Source organism: Acetobacter malorum, from assembly GCF_001580615.1.
Classification (GTDB): Bacteria; Pseudomonadota; Alphaproteobacteria; order Acetobacterales; family Acetobacteraceae; genus Acetobacter; species Acetobacter malorum.
The window spans coordinates 24,814-51,202 of the sequence record NZ_LHZC01000038.1; the positions used below are offsets into that span (position 1 = coordinate 24,814).

Genomic DNA, 26,389 nt, shown 5'->3' on the forward strand with positions numbered 1-26,389 from the left:
TAGAAAGGCGCATGTCTTACGCCGATTTTGTTCATCTCCGTGTCCATTCCGCCTACTCCCTTAGTCAGGGGGCCATTCGTGTGCCGGAGATGGTCTCTCTGACCAAAGAGATGCGGATGCCCGCCGTGGCTATTACGGATTCGGGCAATCTGTTCGGGGCGCTGGAGTTCTCCCAATACACCAGCAAAAGCGGCATTCAGCCGATTATTGGCTGCCAGCTTGGCCTGCCGTCTCGTAACGACAAACCGGGCTCCCCGTCCGAGCCGATTGTCATGCTCGCGCAGAACGAGGTGGGGCTGGCCAACCTGCAATATCTGTCCTCCACTGGCTTTAGAGAGTCCGATCCTGCTGATCCGGTCATCAGCATGGAAGTGATGTGTGAGCGCTCGGAGGGACTGCTGCTGCTGACGGGCGGCACGCGCGGGCCGGTTTTCCAGATGCTGGCCGATGGGCAGAAGGATGAGGCGGAACGCTGGCTGGCGCAGGCGAAGGAAGCTTTTGGTGACCGTCTGATTGTCGAGCTGCATCGCCACAACCTGGCGGTCGAAAAGGCGGTGGAACCGGGTGTGCTCGCGTTGGCGAATGAGTTCGGGCTGCCGCTGGTGGCGACTAATGAATGTTTTTTCCCGCGCCTGGAAATGTACGAGGCGCATGATGCGTTGATCTGTATCGCGCAGGGCCGCACCATGGCGGAGCGGGACCGCTGGCGAGTGACGCCGGAACATTGGTTCAAACCGCCGGAAATGATGCGCGCTCTGTTTGCTGATCTGCCGGACGCCTGTGACAACACGCTGGAAATCGCTCGACGCTGCGCGATTAAAGTGGAAACCCGCAAGCCGCTGCTGCCAGTTTGTCCAAAAGTGCGTGAAGGGGCGACGGAAGACGAAACTCTGCGCGCTATGGCATGGGAAGGGCTGGAAAAACGCCTTTCCGGCATGACCATGGATGAGGAAACCCGGCAGAAATATAAAGACCGGCTAACGTTTGAGCTGGATATTATCTCCCGCATGGGGTTCCCCGGTTACTTCATGATCGTTGCGGACTTTATCCAGTGGGGGAAGGCGCATGATATTCCGGTGGGGCCGGGGCGTGGGTCGGGCGCAGGTTCTCTGGCTGCATGGGCGCTGACCATTACGGATATCGACCCTATCCCCTTCAACCTGCTGTTCGAACGGTTTCTAAACCCCGAACGTGTCTCCATGCCTGACTTTGATATTGATTTCTGTCAGGACCGGCGAGACGAGGTGATTGCCTATGTGCGCCGGGAATACGGGCCAGACCGTGTGGCGCAGATTATCACCTTTGGTAAGTTGCAGGCACGTGCTGCGGTGCGTGACGTGGGGCGTGTGCTGGGTCTGCCGTACGGCATGGTCAACCGGGTGGCGGAGCTTATCCCAAATAACCCGGCCAAACCGACCACGCTTAAGGAAGCCATTGCCGGAGAGCCGAAACTTCAGGAAATGCGCGACAATGATGAAGCGTTGCGCCGCCTGCTGGAAATTGGCCAGCAGATTGAAGGGCTGTTCCGCCATGCCAGTACCCACGCCGCCGGTGTGGTGATTGGCGACAGGCCTCTGGTCGAGTTGGTGCCGCTTTACCGAGACCCAAAAAGCGACATGCTTGTCACGCAGTACAACATGAAATTTGTTGAGCAGGCGGGGCTGGTTAAGTTCGACTTTCTAGGTCTGACAACGCTGACCATTTTGCAAAGGGGCGTTGGCTTCCTCAAGAAAATGGGGATTGAGGTTGATCTCAGCCGTATTCCGCTGAATGACCCCGCCACCTACGATATGCTCAGCAATGGCGATACGGCCGGCGTCTTCCAGTTTGAAGGTGCCGGGATGCGTGATGTTCTCAAACAGATGCGTCCCACCCGGCTGGAAGATCTGATTGCGGCTGTGGCGCTGTATCGTCCCGGCCCGATGGCGAATATTCCTGATTATTGCCGCAGAAAACACGGGGAAGCGTGGGAGCCGCCGCACGAGGAGCTCCGCGATATTCTTGAAGAGACCTATGGCATCATGGTCTATCAGGAACAGGTGATGCAGATTGCCCAGAAGATGGCGGGCTACAGCCTTGGCGGCGCAGACTTGCTACGCCGTGCCATGGGTAAGAAAATCCGTGCGGAAATGGATACTCAGCGTGAGATCTTCACGGAAGGGGCCGTCAAACGCGGGATTGATCGGGATAAAGCCGTTGAGGTGTTTGACCTCATGGCGAAATTTGCTGACTATGGCTTCAATAAATCCCATGCAGCCGCTTACGCACTGGTTTCGTATCAGACAGCGTGGATGAAGGCCAACCATCCGGTGGCGTTCCTTGCGGGCTGTATGTCTCTGGCACGGGAACGGACGGAAAAGCTGGCGGCTCTGCGGCAGGAAGCCGAGCGGATGGGCATCAAGGTTCTGCCGCCGGATGTGAATAAATCCGAAGCGGATTTCTCGGTTGAGACCCTGCCCGACGGCACGCACGGTATTCGTTATGCTCTGGCAGCCGTCAAAAAGGTTGGGTTCAGTGCGATGGAAGCCCTTGTGGCGACGCGCGGAAACAAGCCGTTCAAGGATCTGGCAGATTTTGCCATGCGGATTGACCCCAAGCAGATCAACCGCATGCAGATGGAAAATCTGGCAAAAGCCGGGGCGTTTGAATGTCTGGATAAAAACCGGGCGCTGGCGTTTAACTCGGCAGATACCATTTTGCGACGGGCGCAAAGTCAGGCGCAGGAGGCGGCCTCTGGCCAGATTGGCCTGTTTGGCGGTGGTGGGCATGTGGAACCGCTGCGTCTTGCAAAATGTCAGGACTGGCCGGAGTTTGAGCGTCTGGCCATGGAAGCGGAAGCGATTGGCTTCCACATGACGGCCCATCCGCTGGATTCCTACGGCACCGTGCTGCGTCGGCTGGATGTAACGCGCTGTTCCGGCCTGCTTTCCGCAGCGGAAGCCGGGGTGGGGCGCGTGCGCATTGCTGGTTGTGTGGTGGACCGTAAGGAACGCCCCACCCGCACAGGGAACAAAATGGCATGGGTCCGGCTTTCAGACTCCTCCGGTGGCTGTGAAGTGACCGTGTTTTCTGAAGTTTTGACCCGTGTGCGCGAAAGTCTTACGGCAGGCACTGCTGTTTTGGTGACGGCGGACCTTAAGCTGGAAGGCGAGGCGATGCGCATTACCGCCACAGATATTGTCGAGCTTGAGCAGGCTGCGGCGCAGGCAAAAAGTGAGTTGCGGATCTGGGTGGAGCAGGAAGGGGCGTTGCCGCGTCTGAATGAAATTCTGACGGAGCAGAAAGGCGGTTCCAGCAGGATTGTCCTGCTGCCGGGCGTTGCAGAAACCTGTGATGTGGAAATCCGTTTGCGCGGTGGGTATCGGGTTACACCCCTACTGGGCCAAAGGCTGAAAATGCTGGAAGGCATTTCCCGCGTAGAGCAGGTCTGAGGTTGCAAACAGTATGGTCACGGCACGGGTCTGGGTAGAGGAACTGGCCTGGCGTGAGCCAGAGACTGTGTTTGCCGCATGGGGGGACGCGCCGTGGTGTGCGTTTCTGGATAGTGGTGGGCCGGTAGAGGATCGTAGTCGCTGGCAGGTTTTCTGCCGAACGCCGCGTCAGATTCTTGTGGCGCAGGATGGGCAGATTTTTCGGGATGCCGAACGGCCTGTTCCTTTTAAGGTCGATGCGCTGTTTGACCGGTTGCGGAGTATCATGCCGTCTGCTGTTGTCCGCGCAGATGGGCCGGAGGGGATGCCAGAACTGCCATTTTCCGGTGGCTGGGTCGGGTTTGCCGGATATGGCCTCGGGCAGCATCTGGAACATATTGCCCCCGGTCACTCTGCGCAGGATGAGCCGGACTGGGCTTCCGGCTTTTACGATCATGCCTTTGTGTGGGACCGTCTTTCAAAGCGTGCGTTTGTCACGGGCGTTGTGTTGGACGGGGATCAGGATATCGCTGGGTGCCAGTCGGTTACGGCGCATGTCGCTGCATGGGAGGCTGTGCCCGAGGGCTTGGTTGCTTTTCCGGATGTGCCTCGGGTGCGGTTTCGTCTCGATCAGTCCCGCGCCTCGTATTGCCGGGTCATAGAGCGCGCTAAAGCGTATATTGCGGCCGGAGATATTTTTCAGGTCAATATCACGGGCCGTTATTCTTCTTCGTTTCCAAAAGAATTTTCAAATACGGCGCTGTATCTGGCTCTGCGTGAGAAAGCTCCGGCCCCGTTTGGCGCGTATTTGTCCTGCGGGGCTGGATATGCGTTGCACTCCACATCCCCAGAGCGGTTTTTGCAGTGTGATGCGCAGGGCGTTGTGACATCGCGGCCCATCAAGGGCACCGCCCCGCGCGGGCAAACGCCGGAAGAGGATGAAGCTTTTTCTGCCGCTTTGAACGCGGATGACAAGGAGCGGGCTGAAAACCTGATGATTGTGGACCTCATGCGGCATGATATTGGCCGTGTGGCGCAGGTTGGGAGCATGAGTGTACCGGAATTTCTTAAGGTCGAACGCTTTGCCCATGTGCATCATCTGGTGTCCGAAGTGCGTGGGGAACTGGAGGCGGGGCGGGATGTGTTTGATCTGCTACGCGCCACCCTGCCACCCGGTTCTGTAACGGGTGCACCAAAGCATCGGGCGATGGAAATTATTGAAGAACTCGAAGCCTCTCCGCGTGGGGCTTATTGCGGGAGTGTGCTTTGTATCGGGGTGGATGGTCGTCTGGAAAGTTCCGTGATTATTCGGACCCTTGTCCGGAAAGCGGACTCTCTGACGCTGGCCTCAGGTGGTGGGATTACTATTCTTTCCGATGCTCAAAAGGAATATGAAGAAATGCGCCTGAAACTGGCTCCTTTCCGGGCACTTTTTGGAGATGAGGCATGAGTTTGGTGTGGCTGAACGGGCATCTCTGTGAGTCTGCTCAGGCGCATGTTAGTCTGGCGGACCGGGGGCTGACGCTCGGGGACGGCCTGTTTGAAACGCTACGTGTGCAAAATGGGCGTGTGTGCCATCTGGATTTGCATATGCAGCGTTTGCAGCATGGCGGAGCAGTGCTGGGGCTAGCGGTTCCCAGTGCTGCGATGGTAGCGCAGGCAGCGCAGGCTCTTTTGCAGGCAGCGGGCGTGCAAAATGGCTCTGCGCGTCTGACAGTGACACGAGGCGTGGCCCCGAGAGGGCTTTTGCCGCCACAGCAAGGCGAACCCACTGTTTTTATGACGGTTACGGCAGGGGAGGCAAAAGTTTCATCCGTCTCTCTTATGACAAGCCAGACCATCCGGCGTGATGAGCAATCCCCTTTAAATTGTCTGAAAAGCCTCAATTACCTGCCCAATATTCTGGCGCGGCAGGAAGCTGCGCGGGCTGGGTGTGATGAAGCCCTGTTGCTGAACGTGCGGGGAAGGGTGGCGGAAACAACCATCAGCACGGTGGTGATTCAGGAGGGGAATGCGTTTTTTACGCCGTCGGTCGGGGAAGGGGCATTGCCGGGAGTTGCGCGGGCTGTGCTTTTACAGACGGGGCTGTTGCGAGAAGAGCCTCTTTCTCTGGCGCGACTAAAGGCCGCAGACGGACTCTATCTGATTAATAGTCTGAGTATGCGGCAGGTGACGGCGTTTGATGGCGTATCTGTCCGGCAGTGCCCGGCAGGTCTGAGCAGGCTGTGTGCTGCGCTGGACATATCGCTGCCCGCGAGTGAGGGAGTGTGAGGCTGCTTTTCCGTTCTGGCTGGTGTGCTCTGTAAATAAGGAAAGGCAACCTTTCCGGAAAGGTCCCGTTAGGGACATGAGTGCGTATCACATCTTGAACGGGAGGATATCCCATGTCTTCAAAACTGTATTCCATGACTCTGGCTGTTTCCATGCTGATGGCCCCCACACTTGCGCTGGCACAGACAACGCAGAGTGATTCGGTTTCCGGCACGCCAACCGCAAATTCTGCGGCGTCTCAGGTTGGTAAAGTGCCGCCTGCAGCAAAGGATGAGAACGGTAAGCGGGTCGAGCCGTCTCATAAACTCTGGAACAATCCCCGCACCGAGGCTGAACAGCCGGGAACACAGCCGCCCTCCAATGGTGGCAACGGTCAGGACGCGACCACAAACCCTGGCACTACGACTCCCGGCCCTAAAACCGAAAAGTCTGACCAGCAGACCAAACCCCGCAAGCACTACCCGCTGCCGCATTCGCCTAAATAAAAAACGTTCCGGAGCCCTTTGTTTCCCAACGGAGCAGAGGGCTCTTTCTTTATAATGCGCTTACCCCCTGCTAATCTGGCATGCAGAGGTGGGGCTTGTCTGATCCCGGGGGAAAGACCAATCCTAGACGGCATGACCCGGTGAGGTGGTGCCGTTTTTTTTGTGCATTCGCCTCTGGTAATGTGAGAGGTGATCCATGCAGGAAGAAGCAGTCAAAGAAAAACCGGCTGAACAGGTCTCTGCCCCGGAGTATGATCTGCGGCAGATCGATTGTGATCCGAATTTCTGGTACCCCATTGCGTGGTCGCACAAGGTGCGTCCGGGCAAGGCTTTTCCTGCACGTTATGCAGGCCACCCCATTGCCCTGATCCGCCCGGAAAACGGGCCGGTCTATGCGCTGGAAGACCGCTGTGCGCATCGGCAGGTGCCGTTGAGCAAGGGCACGGTCGAGGGGGATTGCATTAAATGCTGCTATCATGGCTGGGCGTTTGACCGCGCGGGTCAGTGCGTCACGGTGCCTTACCTGAATAAGGAAGGGGTGGGGCGGCCTGTTAAGTCTTATCCCTGCCGGGAAAAAAGCGGCCTGATTTTTGTGTTTCCTGGAGATCCGGCTTTGGCGGAGAGTGTGCCGGTGCCTGATATCGCGCAGGTTGAAAATCCGGAATTCAAGACCCGCCGTTTCCACCCGCGTCTGAAATGCCACTACACCTTCATGCATGAAAACCTGATGGACATGAACCATCAGTTCCTGCACCGGCGGCAGATGGGCTCCATTACGGCCCGCTTTATGGGGCAGGACAAGGGCGAGAACTTTCAGGAAGCCCGCTACAGCTTTGCCCGTAAGGGCGGCAATCAGCCGCTGGCCGAAGCCCTGATTTTTGGCAAGCACCGTGAGATTGAAGGGCAGGAACAGCCGGTGGAGGAAATTGTCTCCATCCGCACCACCTACCCGTACCAGACTCTGCAAATTCATGACAAAGATGGTGATCTGGTGATGGACCTGTGGGTGGCCTATGTGCCGCTTGGGTCTGACCAGCTTGGCACCCAGACGTTTGGCCTGCTCTCCGTCAAGAAGCCCAAATGGGGCTTTCTGCTGGATATGGCCTGGCCGGTTCTGGGGATCTTCACGCACCGTATCTTTGAAGAAGACCGTGAAGTTGTGGAGATGGAACAGAAGGCCTGGCGGGAGCTTGGGGGCGACCACAACATTGAAGTCTTCCCCATTGTGAAGGCTCTGCGGGCGCTGCTGGCGCGTAAAGGCGTGCCCAACGCAAACGCCAAACCCATCAAAGAGGGCTGATAACCCGCATTTTTGCCTTGCAAGGGCCAGCGAAAACCGCCATATCGGCATCGCTTGGCCCAGGCCGGGACTACGCACGCGAAGCCATACACCTTCTGGTGCCCTGAATAGTAAAGGGGCCGTGCTTCGCGGAGGATTAACCAGATAAGGTAGGATACGCCCCATGGCGATGCCAGATTTCACACTCCGCCAGCTGCTTGAAGCTGGTGTTCACTTCGGTCACCACACCCGCCGCTGGAACCCGCGGATGGAGCCATACCTCTTCGGTGTGCGTAACCAGGTCCACATCATCGACCTTCAGCAGACCGTTGGCCTGCTTGACCGCGCTCTGCAGGCAATCCGTAACACTGTTGCCGGTGGTGGCCGCGTTCTGTTTGTTGGCACCAAGCGCGCCGCTGCAGAACCGATTGCTGAAGCTGCAAAGCGCTGCGGTCAGTATTACGTCAACCACCGCTGGCTGGGTGGCATGCTGACGAACTGGAAGACCATTACGGGTTCCATCAAGCGTCTGCGCCAGATTGAAGAAACGCTGGACGGCGGCACGTCTGGTCTGACCAAGAAAGAAATTCTTGAGCTGACCCGCGCACGTGACAAGCTCGAACGTTCCCTTGGCGGGATCAAGGAAATGGGCGGTCTGCCCGATATCCTGTTCATCATCGACACCAACAAGGAAAAGCTGGCTGTTGAAGAAGCCAACAAGCTGGGCATTCCGGTTGTGGCGATTCTGGACAGCAACTCCGACCCCAAGGGTGTGACCTTCCCGGTTCCGGGTAACGATGACGCCATCCGCGCCATCTCCCTGTATTGCGACCTGGTCTCCTCTTCCGTTCTGGACGGGATCTCCGCTGAACTGGGCGCTTCTGGCCAGGATTTCGGTGCTGCTGAAGAACTGCCGGTTGACCCGGCTCTGGAAGCAGAAGTTCCGGCTGCAGCGCCTGAAGCTGCTGCTGCTCCGGCACCTGCTGCAAACTAAAGTTTTGCTGGCCGGCCCGCGCATGATCTGCCGGGCCGGTTTTTCAGATACGACAGATGCCTGCATACAGGCATGACAGCCCTGTGCGCGCCCTCAGGGGCGCGTTCCGGTTTTTAAGGAGATGAACTATGGCGGCCATTACCGCTGCACTGGTCAAAGAACTGCGCGAAAAAACGGGCGCAGGCATGATGGACTGCAAAAAGGCTCTCAACGAGTCCAATGGTGAAATTGAAGGCGCCATTGACTGGCTGCGCACCAAGGGCCTTGCTGCTGCTGCTAAGAAATCTGGTCGTGTTGCCGCTGAAGGTCTGGTTGCTGTTGCATCCGAAGACAAGAAAGCAGCCATGGTTGAAGTGAACGCCGAGACGGACTTTGTGGCCCGTAACGAAGCGTTCCAGAGCTTTGTTGAATCTGTTGCTCAGGTTGCTCTGAAGGTCGGTGACGATCTGGAAGCCATCAAAGCTGCAACGCTGGCCACAGGCCGCACGGTTGCTGACGAACTGACGCACCTGATCGCCACCATTGGTGAGAACATGTCCCTGCGTCGCGCTCGCGTGTTCACGGTGCCGTCTGGCGTTGTGGCAACGTATGTGCACGGTGCACTGCGCCCGGGTGTTGGCAAGATTGGTGTTCTGGCTGCTCTGGAAGCTCCGTCTGCTTCTGACGCCATCACCCAGCTGGGCCGCCAGATTGGCATGCATGTTGCTGCAACGCGTCCGTCCGCTCTGGATGTGACCAGCCTTGATCAGGCTGAAGTTGAGCGTGAACGCGCTGTGCTGATCGACCAGGCGAAAGACTCCGGCAAGCCGGAAGCCATCATCGAAAAGATGGTCGAAGGTCGTATCCGCAAGTTCTATGAAGAAGTTGTTCTTCTGGAGCAGGTGTGGGTGCATGACGGTGAAAGCCGCGTGAAGAAGGTTCTGGAAAAAGCTGGCGTGACGCTGGTTGGCTTTGACCGCTTCCAGCTGGGCGAAGGCATTGAAAAAGAAGCCGACGACTTTGCTGCAGAAGTGGCCAAGGTTTCCGGCGTCTAAGTCGGGCGTTTCTGCACGATGATGCAACAGGGCGGGACTTCCCTCGACAGGGAGGCTCCCGCCCTTGTGCTTTCTGCGGCCTTGCTGGGCGAAAATAATGCCCGTGTGCATGTGCTGACAGAAGAAAACGGGCTGGTGCGCGGTGTGGTCTATGGGGCCAGATCCCGCGCAGGCAGCGCGTTATGGCAGCCGGGGAATCTGGTTAAAACCCGTTTTCAGGCTCGCTCTGCCGGCGGTATCGTCCGGCTTTCTGGTGAATTATTGTATGGCTGCGGCTTCCGGCTGCTGGATGCGCCTCTTACGCTGGCCATGGTCCAGTCCGTCTGTGTGCTGGCCGATGCCGCTTTGCCGGAGGGTGAGGCGTGCCCAGTGCTGTTTGCCAAAACTGTAAAACTTCTCAGCTTTCTGGGGTTTGATCCCGCCGTGTCCGAGCGGGAAGGGCTGCCGGATGTAGTGCGCTGGGAATGCGCGCTGCTGACGGAACTTGGCTTTGGGCTTGATTTTTCCGCCTGCGCCGTCACCGGAGCGACAACAGGGCTCGCCTATGTTTCCCCCAAAACAGGAAAAGCGGTGTCTGAAGACGGCGCGGGGGAATGGAAAGATAGGCTTTTGCCGCTGCCATCCTTCCTGCTGGCTGAGGAGGAAACCGGCACACCGGAGGACTGGCTGGCCGGGCTACGGCTGACGGGCCATTTTCTGGCGCGAGACGCCTTCGGGCAGCGGCATCGCCCCCTGCCTGCGGCGCGGGAGCGGCTGGTGGACCGTGTGGCACGCCTTGCCGGTCAGCCGAATGACGTGCCTGAAGAAGAAGGAGACTAGAACAAAACGCGTCACAGCGTTATGTCTCAGGCTGTATGAGAGCCGGCATTGGGTCTGGGGAGCAGGAAATGAGCGAGACATTTGAAGGCCATATTGAGGATACCAAGCTGGCGGATGCGCTCAGTGAACGGTATCTGGCCTATGCGCTGTCCACCATCATGTCGCGCTCGCTGCCTGACGTGCGGGATGGCCTCAAGCCGGTGCATCGTCGGCTGGTTTACGCTATGCATCAGCTCAAGCTGGACCCGTCCTCCGGTTTTAAGAAATGCGCCCGTGTGGTGGGTGACGTTATTGGTAAATTCCATCCGCATGGGGATGCCTCGGTTTATGAGGCGCTGGTGCGTCTGGCACAGGAATTTGCCGCCCGTTATCCACTGGTGGAAGGGCAGGGGAACTTTGGGTCCATTGACGGCGATAACGCCGCCGCCATGCGATATACCGAAGCGCGCCTGACGGAAGTCGCCAAGGCTCTGCTGGACGGTATTGAAGATGATGCCGTCGATTTCCGCCCGACCTATGATGGTGAAGAACAGGAGCCGGTTGTGCTGCCTGCGGCTTTCCCGAACCTGCTGGCCAATGGTGCCGCCGGGATTGCCGTGGGGATGGCCACCAGCATCCCGCCGCATAATGCCGCCGAAGTCTGTGCGGCTGCCGCACTCCTTGCCCGTAAGCCAGACAGCACCACGGCTGAACTGCTGGCGCTGATGCCGGGGCCGGACTTCCCGACCGGTGGTCTGATTGTTGAAGATTCGGATGCTATTCTGAAAGCCTATGAAACAGGCCGGGGTGGCTTCCGCATGCGGGCGCGGTGGGAAGTTGAGCAGGGCCGCTTTGGCACCTGGCAGATTATTGTCACCGAAATTCCGTATCAGGTGCAGAAATCCCGCCTGATTGAGCAGATTGCAGATCTTCTGGAACAGAAAAAGCTGCCTCTGCTGGGCGACATTCGGGATGAAAGTACGGATGAAATCCGTCTGGTTCTGGAGCCCAAAACGCGCGGCATTGAGCCGGAAGTGCTGATGGAAACCCTCTTCCGGGCGACCACGCTGGAAAGCCGCTTCCCCCTGAACATGAACGTGCTGAGTGCGGACCGCGCACCGGGTGTTATGGGCCTGAAAGACGTTCTGCGGGCCTGGCTGGACCATCGCCATGTGGTGCTGGAACGCCGCAGCCGCCACCGTCTGGCAGCCGTTCTGCGGCGGCTGGAAATTCTGGATGGTTTTCTGGCGGTTTATCTCAACCTGGATGAAGTCATCCGTATTATCCGGGAAGAGGATGACGCCAAGGCCAGCCTGATTGCCACGTTCTCGCTGACCGATCTGCAGGCCGAGTCTGTGCTCAATATGCGCCTGCGGAGCCTGCGCCGGCTGGAAGAACTGGAAATCCGCAAGGAGCATGACGCGCTCTCAGCCGAGAAGGCCGAGCTGGAAACGCTGCTGGCTGACGAGAAGAAACGCTGGTCCCGCATTGGGCGGGAGCTTGAGGGTATGGTCAAGAAGTTCGGGCAAGGGCAGCTGGGTAAACGCCGCAGCACGCTCCAGTCCGCTCCGGCCCCCATTGATATCTCCGTAGTGGAAACGGTGGAGCGTGAGCCTCTGACCCTCATCCTGTCTCAGAAAGGCTGGGTGCGGGCTATAAAAGGTCATGCTGTTGATCTGGAAAATCAGAAGTTCAAGGAAGGCGACGGCCTGCGGCTTGCTGTGCCATGCCAGAGCACAGATAAATTGTGCTTCTTCGGCACAGATGGGCGCGCCTTTACCGTGAAAGGCGCGGATCTGCCGCGCGGGCGAGGTGATGGCCAGCCGGTGCGTCTGCTGTTTGACCTCTCGAACGATGAAGACGTGATTGCCGTGTTCCCGGTGCAGGCTGGTACGCGTCGCCTTGTCGCCTCCAGTGCCGGGCGCGGCATGCTGGTGGATGAAGAGAGCATGGTGGCGGAAAAGCGTTCAGGCCGTCAGGTGCTCAACCTGAAGGGCGAGGAAAGTGCACAGCTCTGCGTGCCAGCGGAAGGTGATCAGGTTGCCGTGCTGGGCAGCAACCGGCGCTTCCTGATTTTCCCGCTGGAGCAGTTGCCGGTTATGGGCCGCGGTCTGGGTGTTGGCTTGCAGAAATATGGCAAAGCCAGTGAGACCCTGAAGAACGCGGTAGTCTTTAAAGCTGAGGCCGGCCTGTTGTGGCCCGGCAATGTGCGCCTGCGTCCGTTCGCGGACCTTCAGACGTGGGTAGGGAAACGTGCTGCGGTGGGTAAGGAAGCCCCGTCATGGGCGCTCAAGAAAGCCTGAACTGCTCTTTGAGAGGTGAATGATCCGCGCGGGTGTTGCGGAGACGAGTGTGTGGTGTCGCATTGCGGGCACCATGACCGGCCTGCGCGTATCATTGGGGGATTAAAGCCTTACTAGAGGGTTGGGCTTTGATGGCTTTGCAGAGTGATTGCTTGTGCTAGCCTGAGCCTGAGCCTGAGCCTGAGCCTGAGCCTGAGCCGAAAATTCTGTGCTTGGGGACGGTTTCAAAAGCTGCCTGTTTGGGCACAAAGAGGCTCTGCTAACCCATATCCAGTCTGATTAAATCTGAGTTTTTGAAGAAATGGCGTATGAGGCAGGCGTCTTTAGATTTGCCTCGTCTATGCCGGTGGCGGCAATCAGGGGATATCCTGCGTTTGTGCTTGCTGCGTCTCAGCATCCAGCGTGTGCCAGACGCCGTGGGTCAGGATTTCGGCGGGTTGGAAGCGGGATTTGTAGGACATCTTCCGGCTTTTCTGAATCCAGTAGCCCAGATACAGGTAGGGCAGGCCAAGACGGGCGGTTTCTTCAATGAGGAACAACACGGCCAGACTGCCGAGTGAGCGGCGGGGCAGGTCCGGGTTATAGAAGCTGTAAACAGCGGACAGCCCATCTTCCAGCCGGTCAATCAGGCTGACAATCATCAGCTCACCCGCATCAGTCCGAAATTCAAACAGCATGGTTTCCACGGGCGTGTCTTCCACCATGCTGCGATAGTCTTCCCCCGTCATGGTGGCCATGTCGCCGTCTGTATGACGTGCTGTCTGATAGCGGCGGAAGAGGGCGTATTGTTCCGGCGTGGTGATGGGCGGGAGGCGTTTGGCATGCAGATCGGCATTGTGGCGCAGGGTGCGCCGCTGCGTGCGGTCTGGTTCAAAGCGCTGCACGGGAATGCGGATAGGCGTGCAGGCCGAGCAGGTGGCGCACACAGGCGCATAAGCCAGTGTATGGCTACGCCGGAACCCGGCGCGGGAGAGGCGGTTATGCAGGGCGTCCGCATTGGGGACGGCGAGATCCGCAATGACCTTTCGCTCCATCTGTCCCGGCAGATAGGGGCAGGGCTGGGGCGCTGTTGTGTAGAAAAACTGCGATTGCCGCAGTGTGGAAACCATACGTCATGTCCGGAAAAAGGAGTGGCAGGCTGTTAAAATAAACAACCTGCCAGACTGTAACAGGAACGCCGCCCGCAACGCACTGGCTTTCCGGCTCAAAGAGGTTTCACAGAAAGGCGATGCGGGCGGAAGCCGAAGCACGGGGCTTCGGCTGCTGTTCAGACGCCGTATGTCTGTTTGATGCGTTCTGCAGCTTCCACCGCAAAATACGTCAGCACGCCATGCGCGCCAGCGCGGCGGAAGGCCAGCAGGCTTTCCATCACGGCGCGCTCATGGTCCAGCCAGCCGTTCTGGATGGCGGCCATCAGCATCGCATACTCACCGGAGACCTGATAAGCGAAGGTCGGCACGGCAAACGTGTCCCGCACGCGGCGGATCACGTCCAGATACGGCAGGCCCGGCTTGACCATGACCATGTCCGCGCCCTCGGCAATATCCATCTCTACTTCACGCAGAGCTTCATCGCTGTTGGCGGGGTCCATCTGGTAGGTCTTTTTATCGCCTTTCAGCAGGTCGCCGGAGCCCAGAGCATCACGGAACGGGCCGTAGAAGGCGCTGGCATATTTGGCGGCGTAGGACATGATGCGGGTATCAACAAACCCGTTCTTGTCCAGCTCCGTGCGGAAGCTGCCAATGCGTCCGTCCATCATGTCAGACGGAGCGAGGATATCCACCCCTGCCGCAGCCTGATTGACAGCCTGCTGGGCGAGAATGGTGACGGAGTCATCATTCACCACATAGCCATCGCGGATAATGCCGTCATGACCATGGCTGGTGTAGGGGTCCAGCGCCACATCGCCAATCAGGCCGACATTGGGGAATTCTTTTTTCAGAAGGCGCGCTGCCCGGCACATCAGGTTGTCCGGGTTCAGGGCTTCGGAGCCTGTTTCATTCCGGGCTTCAGCCGGCGTGATGGGGAACAGGGCCAGAGCGGGAATGCCCAGCTTGGCGGCAGATTCAACATGCGCGGCCAGCCGGTCCAGCGTGACGCGTTGTACGCCGGGCATGGAGGCCACATCTGTCACGGAGTTGGTACCCTCCATGAAGAAAATCGGCCAGATCAGATTGTTGATGCCCAGAGAGGATTCAGCGACCAGTCTGCGCGTGAAATCATCAAACCGGTTACGGCGAGGGCGGGCCTGAGGGAAGCGACCAGCCAGCATGGGCGGGATCTCCATTGCGTGTCGGGCGGGCCTGATGGGCCGGGCAATGCGAGGCCAGATCAGGGAGAAACCCGACGGGGGTGAACAGCGGGAAGCGAGTATGCGCCGCTTCCCGCGTTATGCAACCCCATGCGCGCGGGGGTCAGGACCGCGCGAGAACGCTGCGATAGCGCCCGTAACCCAAATAGATGGCCATGCCGATGGCCAGCCAGACGATCAGCCGGATCCATGTCAGCTTGTCGAGTGAGACCATGACGGCGGAGCAGCTGAGAATACCCAGAACCGGAATAATGTCCCCACCCGGCACGCGGAAGGCGCGGGGGGCATCCGGGGACTTGCGGCGCAGCACCATCACGCCCGCACAGACCAGCACAAAGGCCAGCAGGGTGCCGATGGACGTCATATGCCCAAGGTCAGAAATGGGCAGGAAGGCGCTGAGCAGGCATGTGATGATCATGAAGAAGATGTTGGACAGCCAGGGCGTCTGGAACTTCGGATGTGTGCGGCTGAACATCGGCGGCAGCAGACCGTCCCGTGACATAGCAAAAAACACCCGGCTCTGGCCCAGAAGCATGCCCATGAGCACTGAGGTGAAGCCGCAGATAATGCCGATTTTTACTGCCAGTTGCAGCCAGTGGTAAGGCGTGCGGTTGATGGCGGTGGCAACGGGTGCAGCATCGCCCAGCATGTCCTTGTAATTGACCAGACCCGTCATGACGAAGGAGAAGGCAATATAGGCCAGTGAGCAGACCAGCAGGCTGCCCAGAATGCCGATGGGCATATCTCGTGCCGGGTTTTTGGTTTCCTGCGCTGTGGTGGAAACCGCATCAAAGCCCACATAGGCAAAGAAGATGGTGCCCGCGGCGCGCATGATGCCGGACCAGCCATAATGGCCGAACGTGCCGTCATTCGGCGGGATGAAGGGGTGGTAGTTGGCCGGGTGGATGTAGGAAATGCCAAAGCCGATAAAGGCGGCAATCACCAGCAGCTTGATGACGACGATGACGGCATTGACCTTGGCAGACTGAGAGATGCCCCGGATGAGGATCATGGACACCAGCCCGATGATGAAGACGGCGGGCAGGTTCATCAGCCCGACGGTCAGGCTGCCGTCTGGCATCTGCACGGTCTCAAACGGGGAGGCGGTCAGGCGTGGAGGGAGCACAAGGCCCCACGAATCCAGCAACGAGACCACATAGCGTGACCAGCTGACCGCTACCGTAGCGGCCCCGACTGCGTATTCCAGAACCAGATCCCAGCCGATGATCCATGCCATCAGCTCACCCAGCGTGACGTAAGCGTAGGTATAGGCGCTGCCTGCAATGGGGATCATGCTGGCGAGTTCACTGTAGCACAGCCCGGCGAATCCGCAGGCGATGGCCGCAATCAGGAATGAGAGGATAACGGCCGGTCCGGCATTTTCTGAAGCAGCAATGCCGGTCAGAGAGAAAAGGCCAGCGCCAATGGTAGCCCCCACGCCAAGGGCAACAAGGCTGCCCGGACCAAGAACACGCTTGAGACCTTGCGAGGATTCCAGCTTATCCAAAGGCATGCAGCGCGTAATGAATGACGCTGCGGAAGATGCAGGCCTTTGCGTCATAGACTTTTCTCTCCTGTCTCGACCGTGAAGAAAACCACGTATAGAGCAATTGGTGGTCTTCGTCCCATAGAGAGGCTAGAGTATCTCTCTTAGCAAGATGTGTTTTAAACGTAACGAACGGCCCGGCACTTACAGGACAGTGCACGGGCCGGTTGAACGAGATGAAATGAGGAGCTCCTGATGAGCCAGACGGATCTGGATCGTTTTTTTCATGCGCCGGTTACAAAGACGGATCCGGATGTTGCAGCAGCGCTCGCCAGTGAGCTGAAGCGGCAGCAGGACGGCATTGAACTGATTGCCAGCGAAAACATGGTGTCCGAAGCCGTGTTGCAGGCTCAGGGCAGCGTACTGACCAACAAATATGCGGAGGGCTATCCCGGCCGCCGTTATTATGGCGGGTGCTCCGAGGTCGATAAGATCGAAGTGCTGGCCATTGAGCGTGTTAAAACCCTGTTTGGCGCAGGCTTTGCCAACGTGCAGCCGCACTCTGGCGCTAATGCCAATCAGGCCGCCTTCATGGCGCTGTCCAAGCCGGGTGATACCATTCTGGGCATGAGCCTGGCTGCTGGTGGCCACCTGACGCACGGTGCTGCTCCCAACTATTCCGGCAAGTGGTTCAACGCTGTCCAGTATGGCGTGCGCAAAGACGACGGCTTGCTGGACTACGAGGAAATGGAGCGTCTGGCTCGTGAGAATAAGCCGACCCTGATTGTGGCTGGTGGGTCTGCTTATCCGCGCATCATCGACTTCGCCCGCTTCCGTCGTGTTGCGGATGAAGTTGGCGCGTTCCTGATGGTCGATATGGCGCACTTTGCTGGTCTGGTGGCTGCTGGCCTGTATCCGAACCCGCTTGAGCATGCGCATGTGGTGACATCCACCACGCATAAAACTCTGCGTGGCCCGCGTGGCGGTCTGATCCTGACCAACGATGAAGCGCTGGCCAAGAAGATCAACTCCGCTGTCTTCCCCGGTCTGCAGGGTGGTCCGCTGATGCATGTGATTGCCGGTAAGGCCGTTGCATTTGGTGAAGCGCTTGAGCCGGAATTCAAGGAATACCAGAAAGCCGTCCAGAAAAACGCCAATGTTCTGGCCGAAGTTCTGGTGGAGCGTGGGTTTGACATTGTGACGGGTGGCACGGATTCGCACCTGCTGCTGGTTGATCTGCGGCCCAAGAAAGTGACCGGTAAAGCTGCCGAGCACGCTCTGGAACGCGCAGGCATTACCGCCAACAAGAACGCCATCCCGTTTGACCCGGAAAAGCCTGCCATCACCTCCGGTGTGCGTCTGGGCAGCCCGGCTGCAACGGCACGTGGCTTCCGTGAAGCGGAATTCCGCCAGATTGGTGAAATGATTGACGAAGTGCTGACCGCTCTCGCCGCCTCCGGCGGGGAAGGTGATGCCGCAGTTGAAAACGCCGTGCATGAGCGCGTGCGTGAACTCTGCGCCCGCTTCCCGATTTATAACCGCTAAATTCTGGAATTCTGAGGCGGGGGTTTCGGCCCCGGCCTCAGGGCTCTTCAGGTGTAGCGGGCCAGCCGCACAGCGGTATGCCCGCGCATCGGCCTGAGGTTTGGCATGACCAGCAGGCAGTTATCATAAGGGGTTCTGATTTCTTCAGACCCGTCAAATGCCAGTAAAGTTCCTGCTTTTTTAATAATGTCGCCACTGCGAAACGTTTTGACAAATACAAAACGGGGCGTGAGGGCCTGCACGTTGTCTGTCACCGTCACCTGCCGGACTTTCTGGCGGCTGGCCGTGCTGTTGGTGCTGCCATCGGGCGAGACGGTGCCCATCTGTTCCAGAAAAGTCTGGCAGACGCTCAGGGCCAGTGTGGCGGCTGCGGGCTGCCAGTGCTGCCCGGCTTCCAGCAGGCAGGCCTTGGCGGTTGTGCGGTTGGAGGCAAAACGCACGTAATCAATCAGCCGGGGGCCATCTTCATGCCCGCTATCCTGCACCACCAGCGGCGGAGGGGTTTGAAAAGCCGAAAGGGCTGAGGCTAGCTCACGACTTTTTTCTGTCATGTTGCTCAAAAAAAGAGGGTCGGCAGGCCAGAGCATGGAGTGCAGATCCAGCAGGGCATCAACCGTGTTGAGGATTGGCACCACGGCGCGCACGCGGTCCATCTCATGCGATGTATGCGCAGAGGCGATGAGGTCTGGCTGCCAGAGTCGGTTCATGTCCTCATCAACAAAGCGGGACAGGGTCGGGCGGCATGGATCGAACCGCGCGAAGGCAGCCAGATTGAGAAAGATCAGAGTCAGTCGGCCCCGTTCCGGTCGTACGGCGTGGGTCAGCAGATGATCCAGTGCCCAGCCCCCGGCATATTCATTGCCGTGCATGAGCGCTGTTATCGCAACGTGCGGGCCGGGGCGGGTGGCTTCAAAATGATAAGCGCCGGGAACGCCACAATTCCCGTTCTGCCATTGGCTGAGGTCCGGCGGGGGGAGGGCAATGTCAAAATGCGGCAGGGGGAGCTGCGGTGGGGGCAGTGTTTCTGAGAGGGTACGAAGACGGATGCGTCCCTGTTGCGTGCTCTGCCGGCGGGACGCACAACTCATGACGAAACCCAGCCTGTTATGCAGCCGAAAATCAGGAGGGCGTTTTCGCCAGATGAGGGGGTAAGACACAGCATGGCGGAGGAAGTATTATCCCCCTTGGCTCATGCTGCAATCCCATCTGTCTCAGGACTCGCCGGCAAGGGTCACAATGTTGGTATGTGCGCGGGTGGTGTCATTGCGCAAACCATCTTGCAGGCCAGCCAGTATCAGGCGGCCGATATGCGGGGTGGTGCGGTTTTTACAGTAAAGTTTCAGCGTGCTGAGCAGCAGCAGCGGGGCAAACGGCAGGAACAGCCATCCGGCAATTTTCTTGTAAAAAAGAATTCGGTTTCTGACGATGTAGTAAATTTTCCACCGGTTGCGGGCAAAGCTGACGGTAGTTTTGCAGTCATGAGAAAACCGGATGCTCGGCACAAACAAAATTTTCAGGCCCAGACACCGTAATTTCCACGCATAGAGGGTGTCATCCGCGTAGATAAAGAGGTCTTTCTGCGGCAATCCCAGCGGACCACGCACCAGAGCAGCCCGCACAAAAAAGCCGACAAAGGATGCATAATCGACTGGCAGAGGTTTGGTCTGCTGGTAGGCGGCAGGATCGATAGCAAAGGTGCGTCTGCGGCTTTTCAGAAGGCGGCAAAACTTCCGGATGCTGGCAAACGGGTTGAGGCCGGGGCGATTCATGTCACACACGGTCCCGTTGGGGAAATAGACCGCAGCGGCTACCCCGCCCACCGTGGGCGGTAAGGGCAGGGACTGAAAAATTCTGAGTGCGTCAGGCTGCGGCCAGGCATCATCATCAAAACAGACAAGCCAGTCACAGTCTGTATGGCGGGCGGCATAGTCCATGCCACGAGCAAACCCGCCCGCACCACCGCTGTTTACGGTTTCATGCACGCAATGCAGGCGTGGGTCCGTCTGGGTTTCCAGCCAGTCCCGCGTGCCATCCTGACTGGCGTTATTGACCACCACCACGGCTGAAAAATTCTGTGCGAGCGTGTGCTCCAGAACTGTTTTCAGCATAGGTAGCCGGTTGCAGGTGACAATGACGGCTGTCACTTTGCATAAATTTTGTCCGGCTGATGGTGCAGGTTGAGGAGGCATATCGGGCCTTACAACGCTTGCTTGATGCGTGACGCAACCCCGGACAAAGGTCTGCGCAGCGGGCGCGGCAGCAGATGCCAGCCACGCGTCAGCACCCGGCGCAGCAGGCTGTGCCGGAAGGGGGCGGGTTCATCCCCCGGGGCTGTGCCGCCATTGAAAATAGCTTCATACCAGAAGGTTTTCCGCAGGAAGAACCAGTAGAAAAAGCTCAGCGGGGCGTTGCGGTTGTTCCAGGGTTTGGCTTCATACCCGGCATAATGCACAATTTTCGGGTCTTTAAGGTCTTCCAGAACCTTGGCGCGCCAGTCGGCATTCAGGTGCGGGAAGATCTCACGAATGCTGTTTACACAGTTCCATGACGTATCCAGCATTTTGACTTTGCCGATCAGATATTTGTTCAGAATATCCTGATCAAGGAACCAGTAGCGCCGGTTGCTCAGATCCCTGATGGCGGCATTGGAAATATTGGCAGCACGGAAGGCATCAAGGTCAAACAGGATGACGCCCGCCTGAAAATAGGCATCGCCCCGGCCTTGCAGCCCCAGATATTCGCTCAGATAGCGGCTGGCCGGGAGTGCACCGGTTTCTTCCATGGAGCGGATGCCTGCGTTCACGAAATTCTTCATGATCAGGTCCGGTGTAGCCGCAATCACGGCGCCATCCAGCTGCGTGTCCCACAGGCGGCACAGATCGGCCAGAACAATGGTGTCGCAATCAATATAGAGGGCGCGCGGATGGTGCTGGAGTAGTTGCCCCAGTGAGAGCCGGTAGAACGTGGCCGGTGAGAAATGCATATGCGTGCTGATGCCGCGATACATATGCTGGCAGTCCAGAAAGGTCAGGCTGCCTTTACTGGCGGGCAGGTCGATATGGAATTGCCGCTGCAGAAGGTTGCGCTTGAGGGGCGGAATGCCGCCATCCAGCACAACCAGCTCCAGAAAATGGTCCCGGTTGAAGGACGCTTTGATGGATTCCAGCAACGCGGCCAGATGCGGAACAAAATTTTCATCCGCAGCCGTGACAATGGTAACGGCGTTCGCCGCCGGAGCGAGCGGGCTTTTGGGGAGGATGACCTCTTTGCCGGTTTTTGTATTTTCAAAAAAGCAGCGTGCGCGTTCAATCACACCCTCTTTGGGCACATGGGGGGAGGCCATGAACACATTGAACAGCCGCTCGCCCAGATAGCCATAAATCCGGCGCGCCTGTGCGGAGTAATTGGTCAGGTCGGCCCTGTTTTCCACTTCTGAGAGAATGGCGAACAGCCACGCACAATAGGTGTCAAACAGGTCCCGCCGGAAGACGAAGACATTCGTGAAGTAGCCCTCATCCGCCGCCATGACCGTATCAAACGCGGGCAGATCATCCGGGTAGAGGTCGGCAATGACGGCGCGGGTCAGGGCCAGATCATGCGCGAAGTGGTAATCGGCCTCCACATAATGCTGGTAGAATGACGTAAAGCCGACATTCCGCACGGACCACTTCTCCGGGAGAATGGCGCAGGCGTTGGGTATGTTTTCAATCGTCTTGCGGACCGTGGCGGCGTTCAGGCCCATCTGCTTCAGCGTCTGGGGCGTCATGTCCTGCAGGGTAATGCAGCCATACTGGTCGGGTTTGAGGCCTGTGCACGCAAAATCCAGAAACCGCCGATAATGCATGAAGCCGATCCATGCGGCGTCCGGGTCATTCTTCCAGGCCCAGTACAGGGCTGTCAGTTCACAATATTCCCGGTTTTTGCTGGAAATCGTGTCGCCCGTGTCATCCCCCCGGATGGGCAGATGTGTATTGGCCAGCGCCCGGCCCACCTGAATGGGGCGAAACACGTCATCTTCAAACGTAAAGCCCGCAGCATGATGGCAGACATAAATATGAACCGGGCCTAAGCCAGTCTGACGTGTGCTCATCGGGCGCTCTTTGTGCAAATCATGAGACTATGGTCCACTGTTTTGTGCCTGCGTTCAAGTGCCGGATGTGCGGCGAGGGGCGGGTTTCCCTCCGCGTGGTGTTTTGGGTGCCTGCTTAGGCTCTGGTGCGTCCGGCAGAGCCTGTTCCTGCGAGAGAATACGCAGGCGGACGGACGCGCCCAGTTCAATCTGCCGTAGCTTGGTGCGCTCGGCAGCCGCACAAAGCGTCAGCGCGGAGCCGGTCTGGCCAGCCCGGCCTGTACGGCCAATGCGATGCAGGTAGGCTTCCGGCTGGTCTGGTGGATCATAATTCACCACGTTTTTCACGGAGGGCAGGTCCAGCCCGCGTGCGGCAATATCGGTTGCCACCAGTACCAGAATTTTGCCTCCCGCAAAGCTGGCCACCGTTGCGTTGCGCTGGGCCTGAGAGAGGTCAGCATGCAGGGGCGCGGCCTGAACGCGGGCTTTTTTGAGCGTTGCGGCCAGCTGATCCGCTTCAGCTTTGGTTTTGACGAAAACAATCGCCCGGTTGGTGCGGTCGCGCATGAAGAACTGCCGCAGGAAGCCGGTTTTCTGCGCAGGCTCTATAAAGAGTGCGCCCTGACGAATGGGGCCTCGCTTTTCTGCCGCCCGGGTAATGTGGATTTCTTCTGGCCGCCGCAGGAGTTGCTGCACAGTCTGTTTAAGAGCTGCTGGCAGCGTTGCGGAGAAAAACAGCGTCTGCCGGACAGGCGGCAGCTGGCTGACAATGGCCGCACTTTCTTCAAAAAACTCAGGGGAGAACAGGCGGTCCCCTTCATCCATCACCACGCGGGTGCAGGAGGCAAGCATGATTTCCCCACCATCCGCAAAATCCAGCAGGCGGCCGGGAGTGGCAATCAGCACACGCGGGCCGTCATGCAGCAGGCGCTCGGCCTGATGGGCTCTGTCAGCACCGCCATAAAGCGGCACGACGGCAACGGTGCCTGCTTTCTGGCGGGAGTTGTCGGCTTTCTGGCCCAGACAGGTGCGGAACACACGGGCTGTCTGCAAGGCCAGCTCACGCGTGGGCACCAGCACCAGCACATCCTGCGCGCGTTTGCTTTCCAGCAGCTGCTGCAGCATGGGCAGCGCATAGGCTGCTGTTTTGCCCGTGCCGGTGGGGGCAATGGCCAGAATATCTTTCTGGGCAAGGGCTGCGGGAATGGCGGCTTGCTGGATAGGCGTTGGCTCTTCCATGCCTGCTTGTGCGGCCCATGTGCACAAAGACGGCAGAAGGCCCATTGCCTCAAAGCTGTTGGACATGCTGTGTGGTATCCGTCCTGACCGGGTTTGAAACGAAAAAAGCAGGGGAGCCTGATGGCTGAAGACGTATATGCCGGAAAGGTGCCGGGTTCAAACCCTGTCTCTGCTCTGGTGGTGGGAGAAGATTTTGCCGGGATGCGCTCTCAGGCTCTGGGGCTGGCAAGCCGGGCAGGGTGGGAGAGTTGCTTTCAGGCCGTCAGCCCCGGTCGTCTGGCGCGTCTGATGCTTGCCGGCCCGCAGGTTCTGGCGCGTCCTTTTTTGCGCACAGCTTCAGGCACCCCGTTTGAGGCCATGCCGGAGCTGGCACAGGCGAATGTGGTGATCAGCATTGGTGGCAAAGGGGGCGCGATTGGTGCGGCTTTGCGTGCGCCGGGGCGGCCTGTGGTGCAGGTGCAAAATCCGCGTCAGTCTCTGGAGCGGTTTGATCTGATTGTGGCCTGTGAGCATGACGAAATTTCCGGCCCCAATGTGCTGCTGGGCCGCACGGCGTTGCATGGCCTGACACCGAAGGTTCTGGCGCAGGCGCGGCAGGAGTGGATGCCGCGTTTTGCTGCTCTGCCACGCCCGCTGATTGCCGGACTGGTGGGCGGCTCCAACGGGCGGTTTAAGTTTGGTGTGCCGGAAGCCCATAAGCTGGGGGCGCTGCTGGCGCAGGCTGTAAGGCAGCAGGGCGGAAGTCTGATTGTTACCCCCTCCCGCCGGACAGACCCGGACGCCCTGCGGGTGCTAACGGACCTGGTGGAAGGTGCAGGCGGCACGGTCTGGAATGGTGAGGGAGACAATCCTTATCGGGGACTGGTGGCCTGTGCGGACAGCCTTGTGGTGACCATGGATAGTGTCTCTATGGTGTCCGAAGCCGTGGCGGGGCCGGCCAGCGTGTTTGTGTTTCCCCTGCCGGGCCGCTCCCGGCGGATTACCTGCTTCCTGCAAGGGCTGGAAGCAGCCGGGCGCATCCGCATGCTGGATGCTGATGTACCCGCGCAAGGTCTGACGGCATGGGCTGTCACGCCGCTGGATGATACGCCGGAGCTGGTCGCAGAAATGCATCGGCGACTGGGTTTTTAGGGGCAGCGTTTCCCAGATCGGTCAGTGACTTCCCGGCGGCAGGCGCTTAAGAGAAACACACAAAGCAGAACCAAAAGGAAAAGCCATGAACAAGCAGCAACCGGGTGGCGTGGTGTTCAGAACCCTTGTGCAGATTAATGCCGGGCGGTCTTTTCTGGCCAATCTGGGCGGGTTTGCCTGCGTCGTCCTGATGCTGGGGCTGGCCAATATTTTCTGCCGCAGCATTTTGCACACGGATCTGCTGTTTGAACTACGGCTGCTGATTGTGGCTGTTGCTCTGTATTTCTTTGTCCCGCCGCTCGCACTCTGGCTGTGGACAGGCCGCACGTCAGACAAATAGTAACAGGCTGAGCCGTGCGTCCAAGGGCCGTCAGGGGTAGGAGAGGCGCGGGATCCGTGCTTTAGGACACTCCATAACAACGAGGTTGATGATGGATAGTGACGTTAAGTGCCCCAAATGCGGTTCCGCCTATGCGTATCAGGATGGCGCATTGTGGATCTGCCCGGAATGCGGGCACGAATGGAGCCAGCAGGATCAGGCCGCCGAGGCTGATGGCGCAGAAGGCTCAACGGAAATCCGCGATGCCAACGGCAATGTTCTGGCGGATGGGGATACTGTGACCGTGATCAAGGATCTGAAGGTCAAAGGGTCTTCACTGGTGGTCAAAGGCGGCACGAAGGTTAAGGGCATCCGTCTGGCAGATGGCGGAGACGGGCATGACATTGCCTGCAAGATCCCAAGCATCGGGGCCATGAACCTGAAATCTGAGTTCGTGAAGAAATCCTGACCTTACGGCAGGGAAACCGGCCTGTTGCGTCAAGATAAAAAAGCGGCCCGAATGCCAGCACAGAATTTTCTGGCTGCGTGTTCAGGGCCGTTTTTTTAAACCCAGATTGTGCCGAGCAGAATAAGCGTCCCGACAATCAGGGCGGCCACATGGCGCATGACGTGCTCGGGAGAGTCTGGCGGCAAAACCAGATAATACTGAAAGCAGTAGATCAGCAGGCCGCAGCCCACGATCACCAGAATGGTGCGGGCAATGGGGAAGGAAGAAAAATCACGCGGGTCAAGCTGCATGGTGTGGTCTCCTCCCTCCGGGCCTAAGTCTTTGCCTTATGTGCCTGAAAAAGCCGAGACAGGGTAGCCTTGTACGAACAGGGCTGTTCTGAGTGATGTCTGGTTGATCTGCGCTGCAACCGCTTTGCGCACAACCGGCTTGGCATGGAAGGCCAGCCCCAGACCGGCCTTTTTCAGCATCGGCAGATCGTTCGCCCCATCCCCAATTGCCAGTGTTTCCACCTGCGGGATGCCATGCTCAGCGGCCAGACGTTCCAGCAGAGCCAGCTTGGTATCCGGCCCCAGAATGGGGTGCCCGGTTTCACCCGTCAGAAGGCCCTGTGCCTCATCTACAATCAGCGTGTTGGCGTGGTCTTCATCAAAGCCGCACAGACCAGCCACGCGGGAGGTGAAGAAAGTGAACCCGCCCGACACAAGGGCGGTATGGGCCCCGTGCACGTGCATGGTCTGCACCATTTCTTTAGCGCCCTCGTTCAGGGTGACATCTTTCCACGCCTTTTCCAGCAGGGCTGATGGAAAGCCTTTCAGCAGAGCCACGCGTTCGCGCAGGGCAGTGGCAAAATCCAGCTCACCATTCATGGAGCGAGTGGTAATGGCGGCAATTTTCTCACCAATGCCCGCATGGGCTGCCAGATCATCCAGCGTTTCATTCGCCACGATGGTGCTGTCCATGTCCGACACCAGCAGGCGTTTGCGTCGGCTGGCCTGATGTGTCAGGACCGCATCAATCGCCCGGCCTTCCAGTGCAGCATGCAGGGCAGGCAGGCGCTCCGCTGCTGTGGCGGGGCAGGGGATATCAACCGCTTCTTCGGGTGAGAGAACGGTGATGTCCCGTGCGCCATCCAGAGCATCCCGCGCGAGGGCGATGGTGGCGTTATCAAGGGTGGTGGCGTCGCGTTGTGCGACAAGTGTCAGAACAAAGCTCATCATTTCAGATCGGTGTGTGACAGGAATGC

The 26,389-nt window shown here is 58.6% G+C and carries 22 protein-coding genes; 13 read left to right on the forward strand and 9 right to left on the reverse strand.

Features of this window, described 5'->3' with window-relative positions; genetic code table 11:
* The first annotated feature begins 11 nt into the window (after positions 1-11).
* The 9 genes from dnaE (at position 12) to parC (ending at position 12,574) form a co-directional block, all read left to right on the forward strand.
* The gene (gene dnaE / locus AD930_RS03300) at positions 12-3,431 is read left to right on the forward strand and encodes a DNA polymerase III subunit alpha (RefSeq protein WP_061505109.1); all 3,420 of its coding nucleotides are present in this window, start codon (positions 12-14) and stop codon (positions 3,429-3,431) included.
* Between the two features lie 13 nt (positions 3,432-3,444).
* Positions 3,445-4,860 carry an anthranilate synthase component I family protein gene (locus tag AD930_RS03305; RefSeq protein ID WP_061505110.1) on the forward strand — a complete coding sequence of 472 codons (1,416 nt, stop codon included), beginning with the start codon at positions 3,445-3,447 and terminating at the stop codon, positions 4,858-4,860.
* Complete coding sequence (locus tag AD930_RS03310) at positions 4,857-5,681, forward strand: aminotransferase class IV (protein WP_061505111.1); 825 nt, start codon at positions 4,857-4,859, stop codon at positions 5,679-5,681. The genes AD930_RS03305 and AD930_RS03310 overlap by 4 nt, the downstream gene beginning before the upstream one ends.
* 113 nt (positions 5,682-5,794) lie before the next feature.
* On the forward strand, positions 5,795-6,166 hold the full coding sequence (locus AD930_RS03315) for a hypothetical protein (RefSeq protein WP_052404069.1): 372 nt from the start codon (positions 5,795-5,797) through the stop codon (positions 6,164-6,166).
* 196 nt (positions 6,167-6,362) lie between these two features.
* The gene (locus AD930_RS03320; protein WP_061505112.1) at positions 6,363-7,466 is read left to right on the forward strand and encodes an aromatic ring-hydroxylating dioxygenase subunit alpha; all 1,104 of its coding nucleotides are present in this window, start codon (positions 6,363-6,365) and stop codon (positions 7,464-7,466) included.
* Positions 7,467-7,629: 163 nt separating this feature from the next.
* Positions 7,630-8,439: a 30S ribosomal protein S2 gene (rpsB, locus tag AD930_RS03325; RefSeq protein ID WP_043553616.1), complete on the forward strand. Its 810-nt coding sequence runs from the start codon at positions 7,630-7,632 to the stop codon at positions 8,437-8,439.
* Positions 8,440-8,567: 128 nt separating this feature from the next.
* Complete coding sequence (gene tsf / locus AD930_RS03330; protein ID WP_043553617.1) at positions 8,568-9,473, forward strand: translation elongation factor Ts; 906 nt, start codon at positions 8,568-8,570, stop codon at positions 9,471-9,473.
* An 18-nt stretch (positions 9,474-9,491) separates the two neighbouring features.
* Positions 9,492-10,292, forward strand: coding sequence for a DNA repair protein RecO (recO, locus tag AD930_RS03335; RefSeq protein WP_061505113.1), 801 nt, complete (start codon positions 9,492-9,494; stop codon positions 10,290-10,292).
* A 68-nt stretch (positions 10,293-10,360) separates the two neighbouring features.
* Entirely contained in the window at positions 10,361-12,574 is a 2,214-nt protein-coding gene (gene parC, locus AD930_RS03340) for a DNA topoisomerase IV subunit A (RefSeq protein WP_061505127.1), read from the forward strand.
* Positions 12,575-12,930: 356 nt separating this feature from the next.
* Here parC and AD930_RS03345 read toward each other — a convergent pair whose 3' ends face one another.
* The 3 genes from AD930_RS03345 to AD930_RS03355 form a co-directional block, all read right to left on the reverse strand.
* Positions 12,931-13,683, reverse strand: coding sequence for an arginyltransferase (locus AD930_RS03345; RefSeq protein ID WP_061491112.1), 753 nt, complete (start codon positions 13,681-13,683; stop codon positions 12,931-12,933).
* Between the two features lie 158 nt (positions 13,684-13,841).
* Complete coding sequence (gene hemB, locus AD930_RS03350) at positions 13,842-14,846, reverse strand: porphobilinogen synthase (RefSeq protein ID WP_061505128.1); 1,005 nt, start codon at positions 14,844-14,846, stop codon at positions 13,842-13,844.
* A gap of 142 nt (positions 14,847-14,988) precedes the next feature.
* Positions 14,989-16,446: an amino acid permease gene (locus AD930_RS03355; RefSeq protein WP_061502090.1), complete on the reverse strand. Its 1,458-nt coding sequence runs from the start codon at positions 16,444-16,446 to the stop codon at positions 14,989-14,991.
* 180 nt (positions 16,447-16,626) lie between these two features.
* Between AD930_RS03355 and glyA the strand changes: the two genes are divergently transcribed.
* Positions 16,627-17,916 (forward strand): serine hydroxymethyltransferase, encoded by a 1,290-nt coding sequence (glyA, locus tag AD930_RS03360; RefSeq protein WP_061505114.1) that lies wholly within the window; start codon positions 16,627-16,629, stop codon positions 17,914-17,916.
* A 47-nt stretch (positions 17,917-17,963) separates the two neighbouring features.
* On the opposite strand, the gene AD930_RS03365 is transcribed toward glyA, so the two are convergent.
* The 4 genes from AD930_RS03365 to AD930_RS03380 form a co-directional block, all read right to left on the reverse strand.
* Entirely contained in the window at positions 17,964-19,004 is a 1,041-nt protein-coding gene (locus AD930_RS03365; protein WP_061505115.1) for a M14 family metallopeptidase, read from the reverse strand.
* Between the two features lie 123 nt (positions 19,005-19,127).
* Positions 19,128-20,105: a glycosyltransferase gene (locus AD930_RS03370; RefSeq protein WP_082781674.1), complete on the reverse strand. Its 978-nt coding sequence runs from the start codon at positions 20,103-20,105 to the stop codon at positions 19,128-19,130.
* A gap of 8 nt (positions 20,106-20,113) precedes the next feature.
* The gene (locus AD930_RS03375) at positions 20,114-22,006 is read right to left on the reverse strand and encodes a DUF4422 domain-containing protein (protein ID WP_061505117.1); all 1,893 of its coding nucleotides are present in this window, start codon (positions 22,004-22,006) and stop codon (positions 20,114-20,116) included.
* Positions 22,007-22,060: 54 nt separating this feature from the next.
* Positions 22,061-23,290, reverse strand: coding sequence for a DEAD/DEAH box helicase (locus AD930_RS03380; RefSeq protein ID WP_061505118.1), 1,230 nt, complete (start codon positions 23,288-23,290; stop codon positions 22,061-22,063).
* A gap of 54 nt (positions 23,291-23,344) precedes the next feature.
* Between AD930_RS03380 and AD930_RS03385 the strand changes: the two genes are divergently transcribed.
* From AD930_RS03385 to AD930_RS03395, 3 genes are all read left to right on the forward strand, one after another.
* Positions 23,345-24,355 (forward strand): mitochondrial fission ELM1 family protein, encoded by a 1,011-nt coding sequence (locus tag AD930_RS03385; RefSeq protein ID WP_061505119.1) that lies wholly within the window; start codon positions 23,345-23,347, stop codon positions 24,353-24,355.
* 85 nt (positions 24,356-24,440) lie between these two features.
* Complete coding sequence (locus AD930_RS03390; RefSeq protein ID WP_208598560.1) at positions 24,441-24,695, forward strand: hypothetical protein; 255 nt, start codon at positions 24,441-24,443, stop codon at positions 24,693-24,695.
* 91 nt (positions 24,696-24,786) lie between these two features.
* Positions 24,787-25,143 (forward strand): zinc ribbon domain-containing protein YjdM, encoded by a 357-nt coding sequence (locus tag AD930_RS03395; protein WP_061505130.1) that lies wholly within the window; start codon positions 24,787-24,789, stop codon positions 25,141-25,143.
* Between the two features lie 95 nt (positions 25,144-25,238).
* Here the strand turns inward: AD930_RS03395 and AD930_RS03400 are convergent, their stop codons facing one another.
* Positions 25,239-25,433, reverse strand: a complete 195-nt coding sequence (locus tag AD930_RS03400; protein WP_043553631.1) for a hypothetical protein — start codon at positions 25,431-25,433, stop codon at positions 25,239-25,241.
* 36 nt (positions 25,434-25,469) lie between these two features.
* Positions 25,470-26,363, reverse strand: coding sequence for a phosphoserine phosphatase SerB (serB, locus tag AD930_RS03405; protein WP_061505131.1), 894 nt, complete (start codon positions 26,361-26,363; stop codon positions 25,470-25,472).
* Positions 26,364-26,389 lie beyond the last annotated feature (26 nt).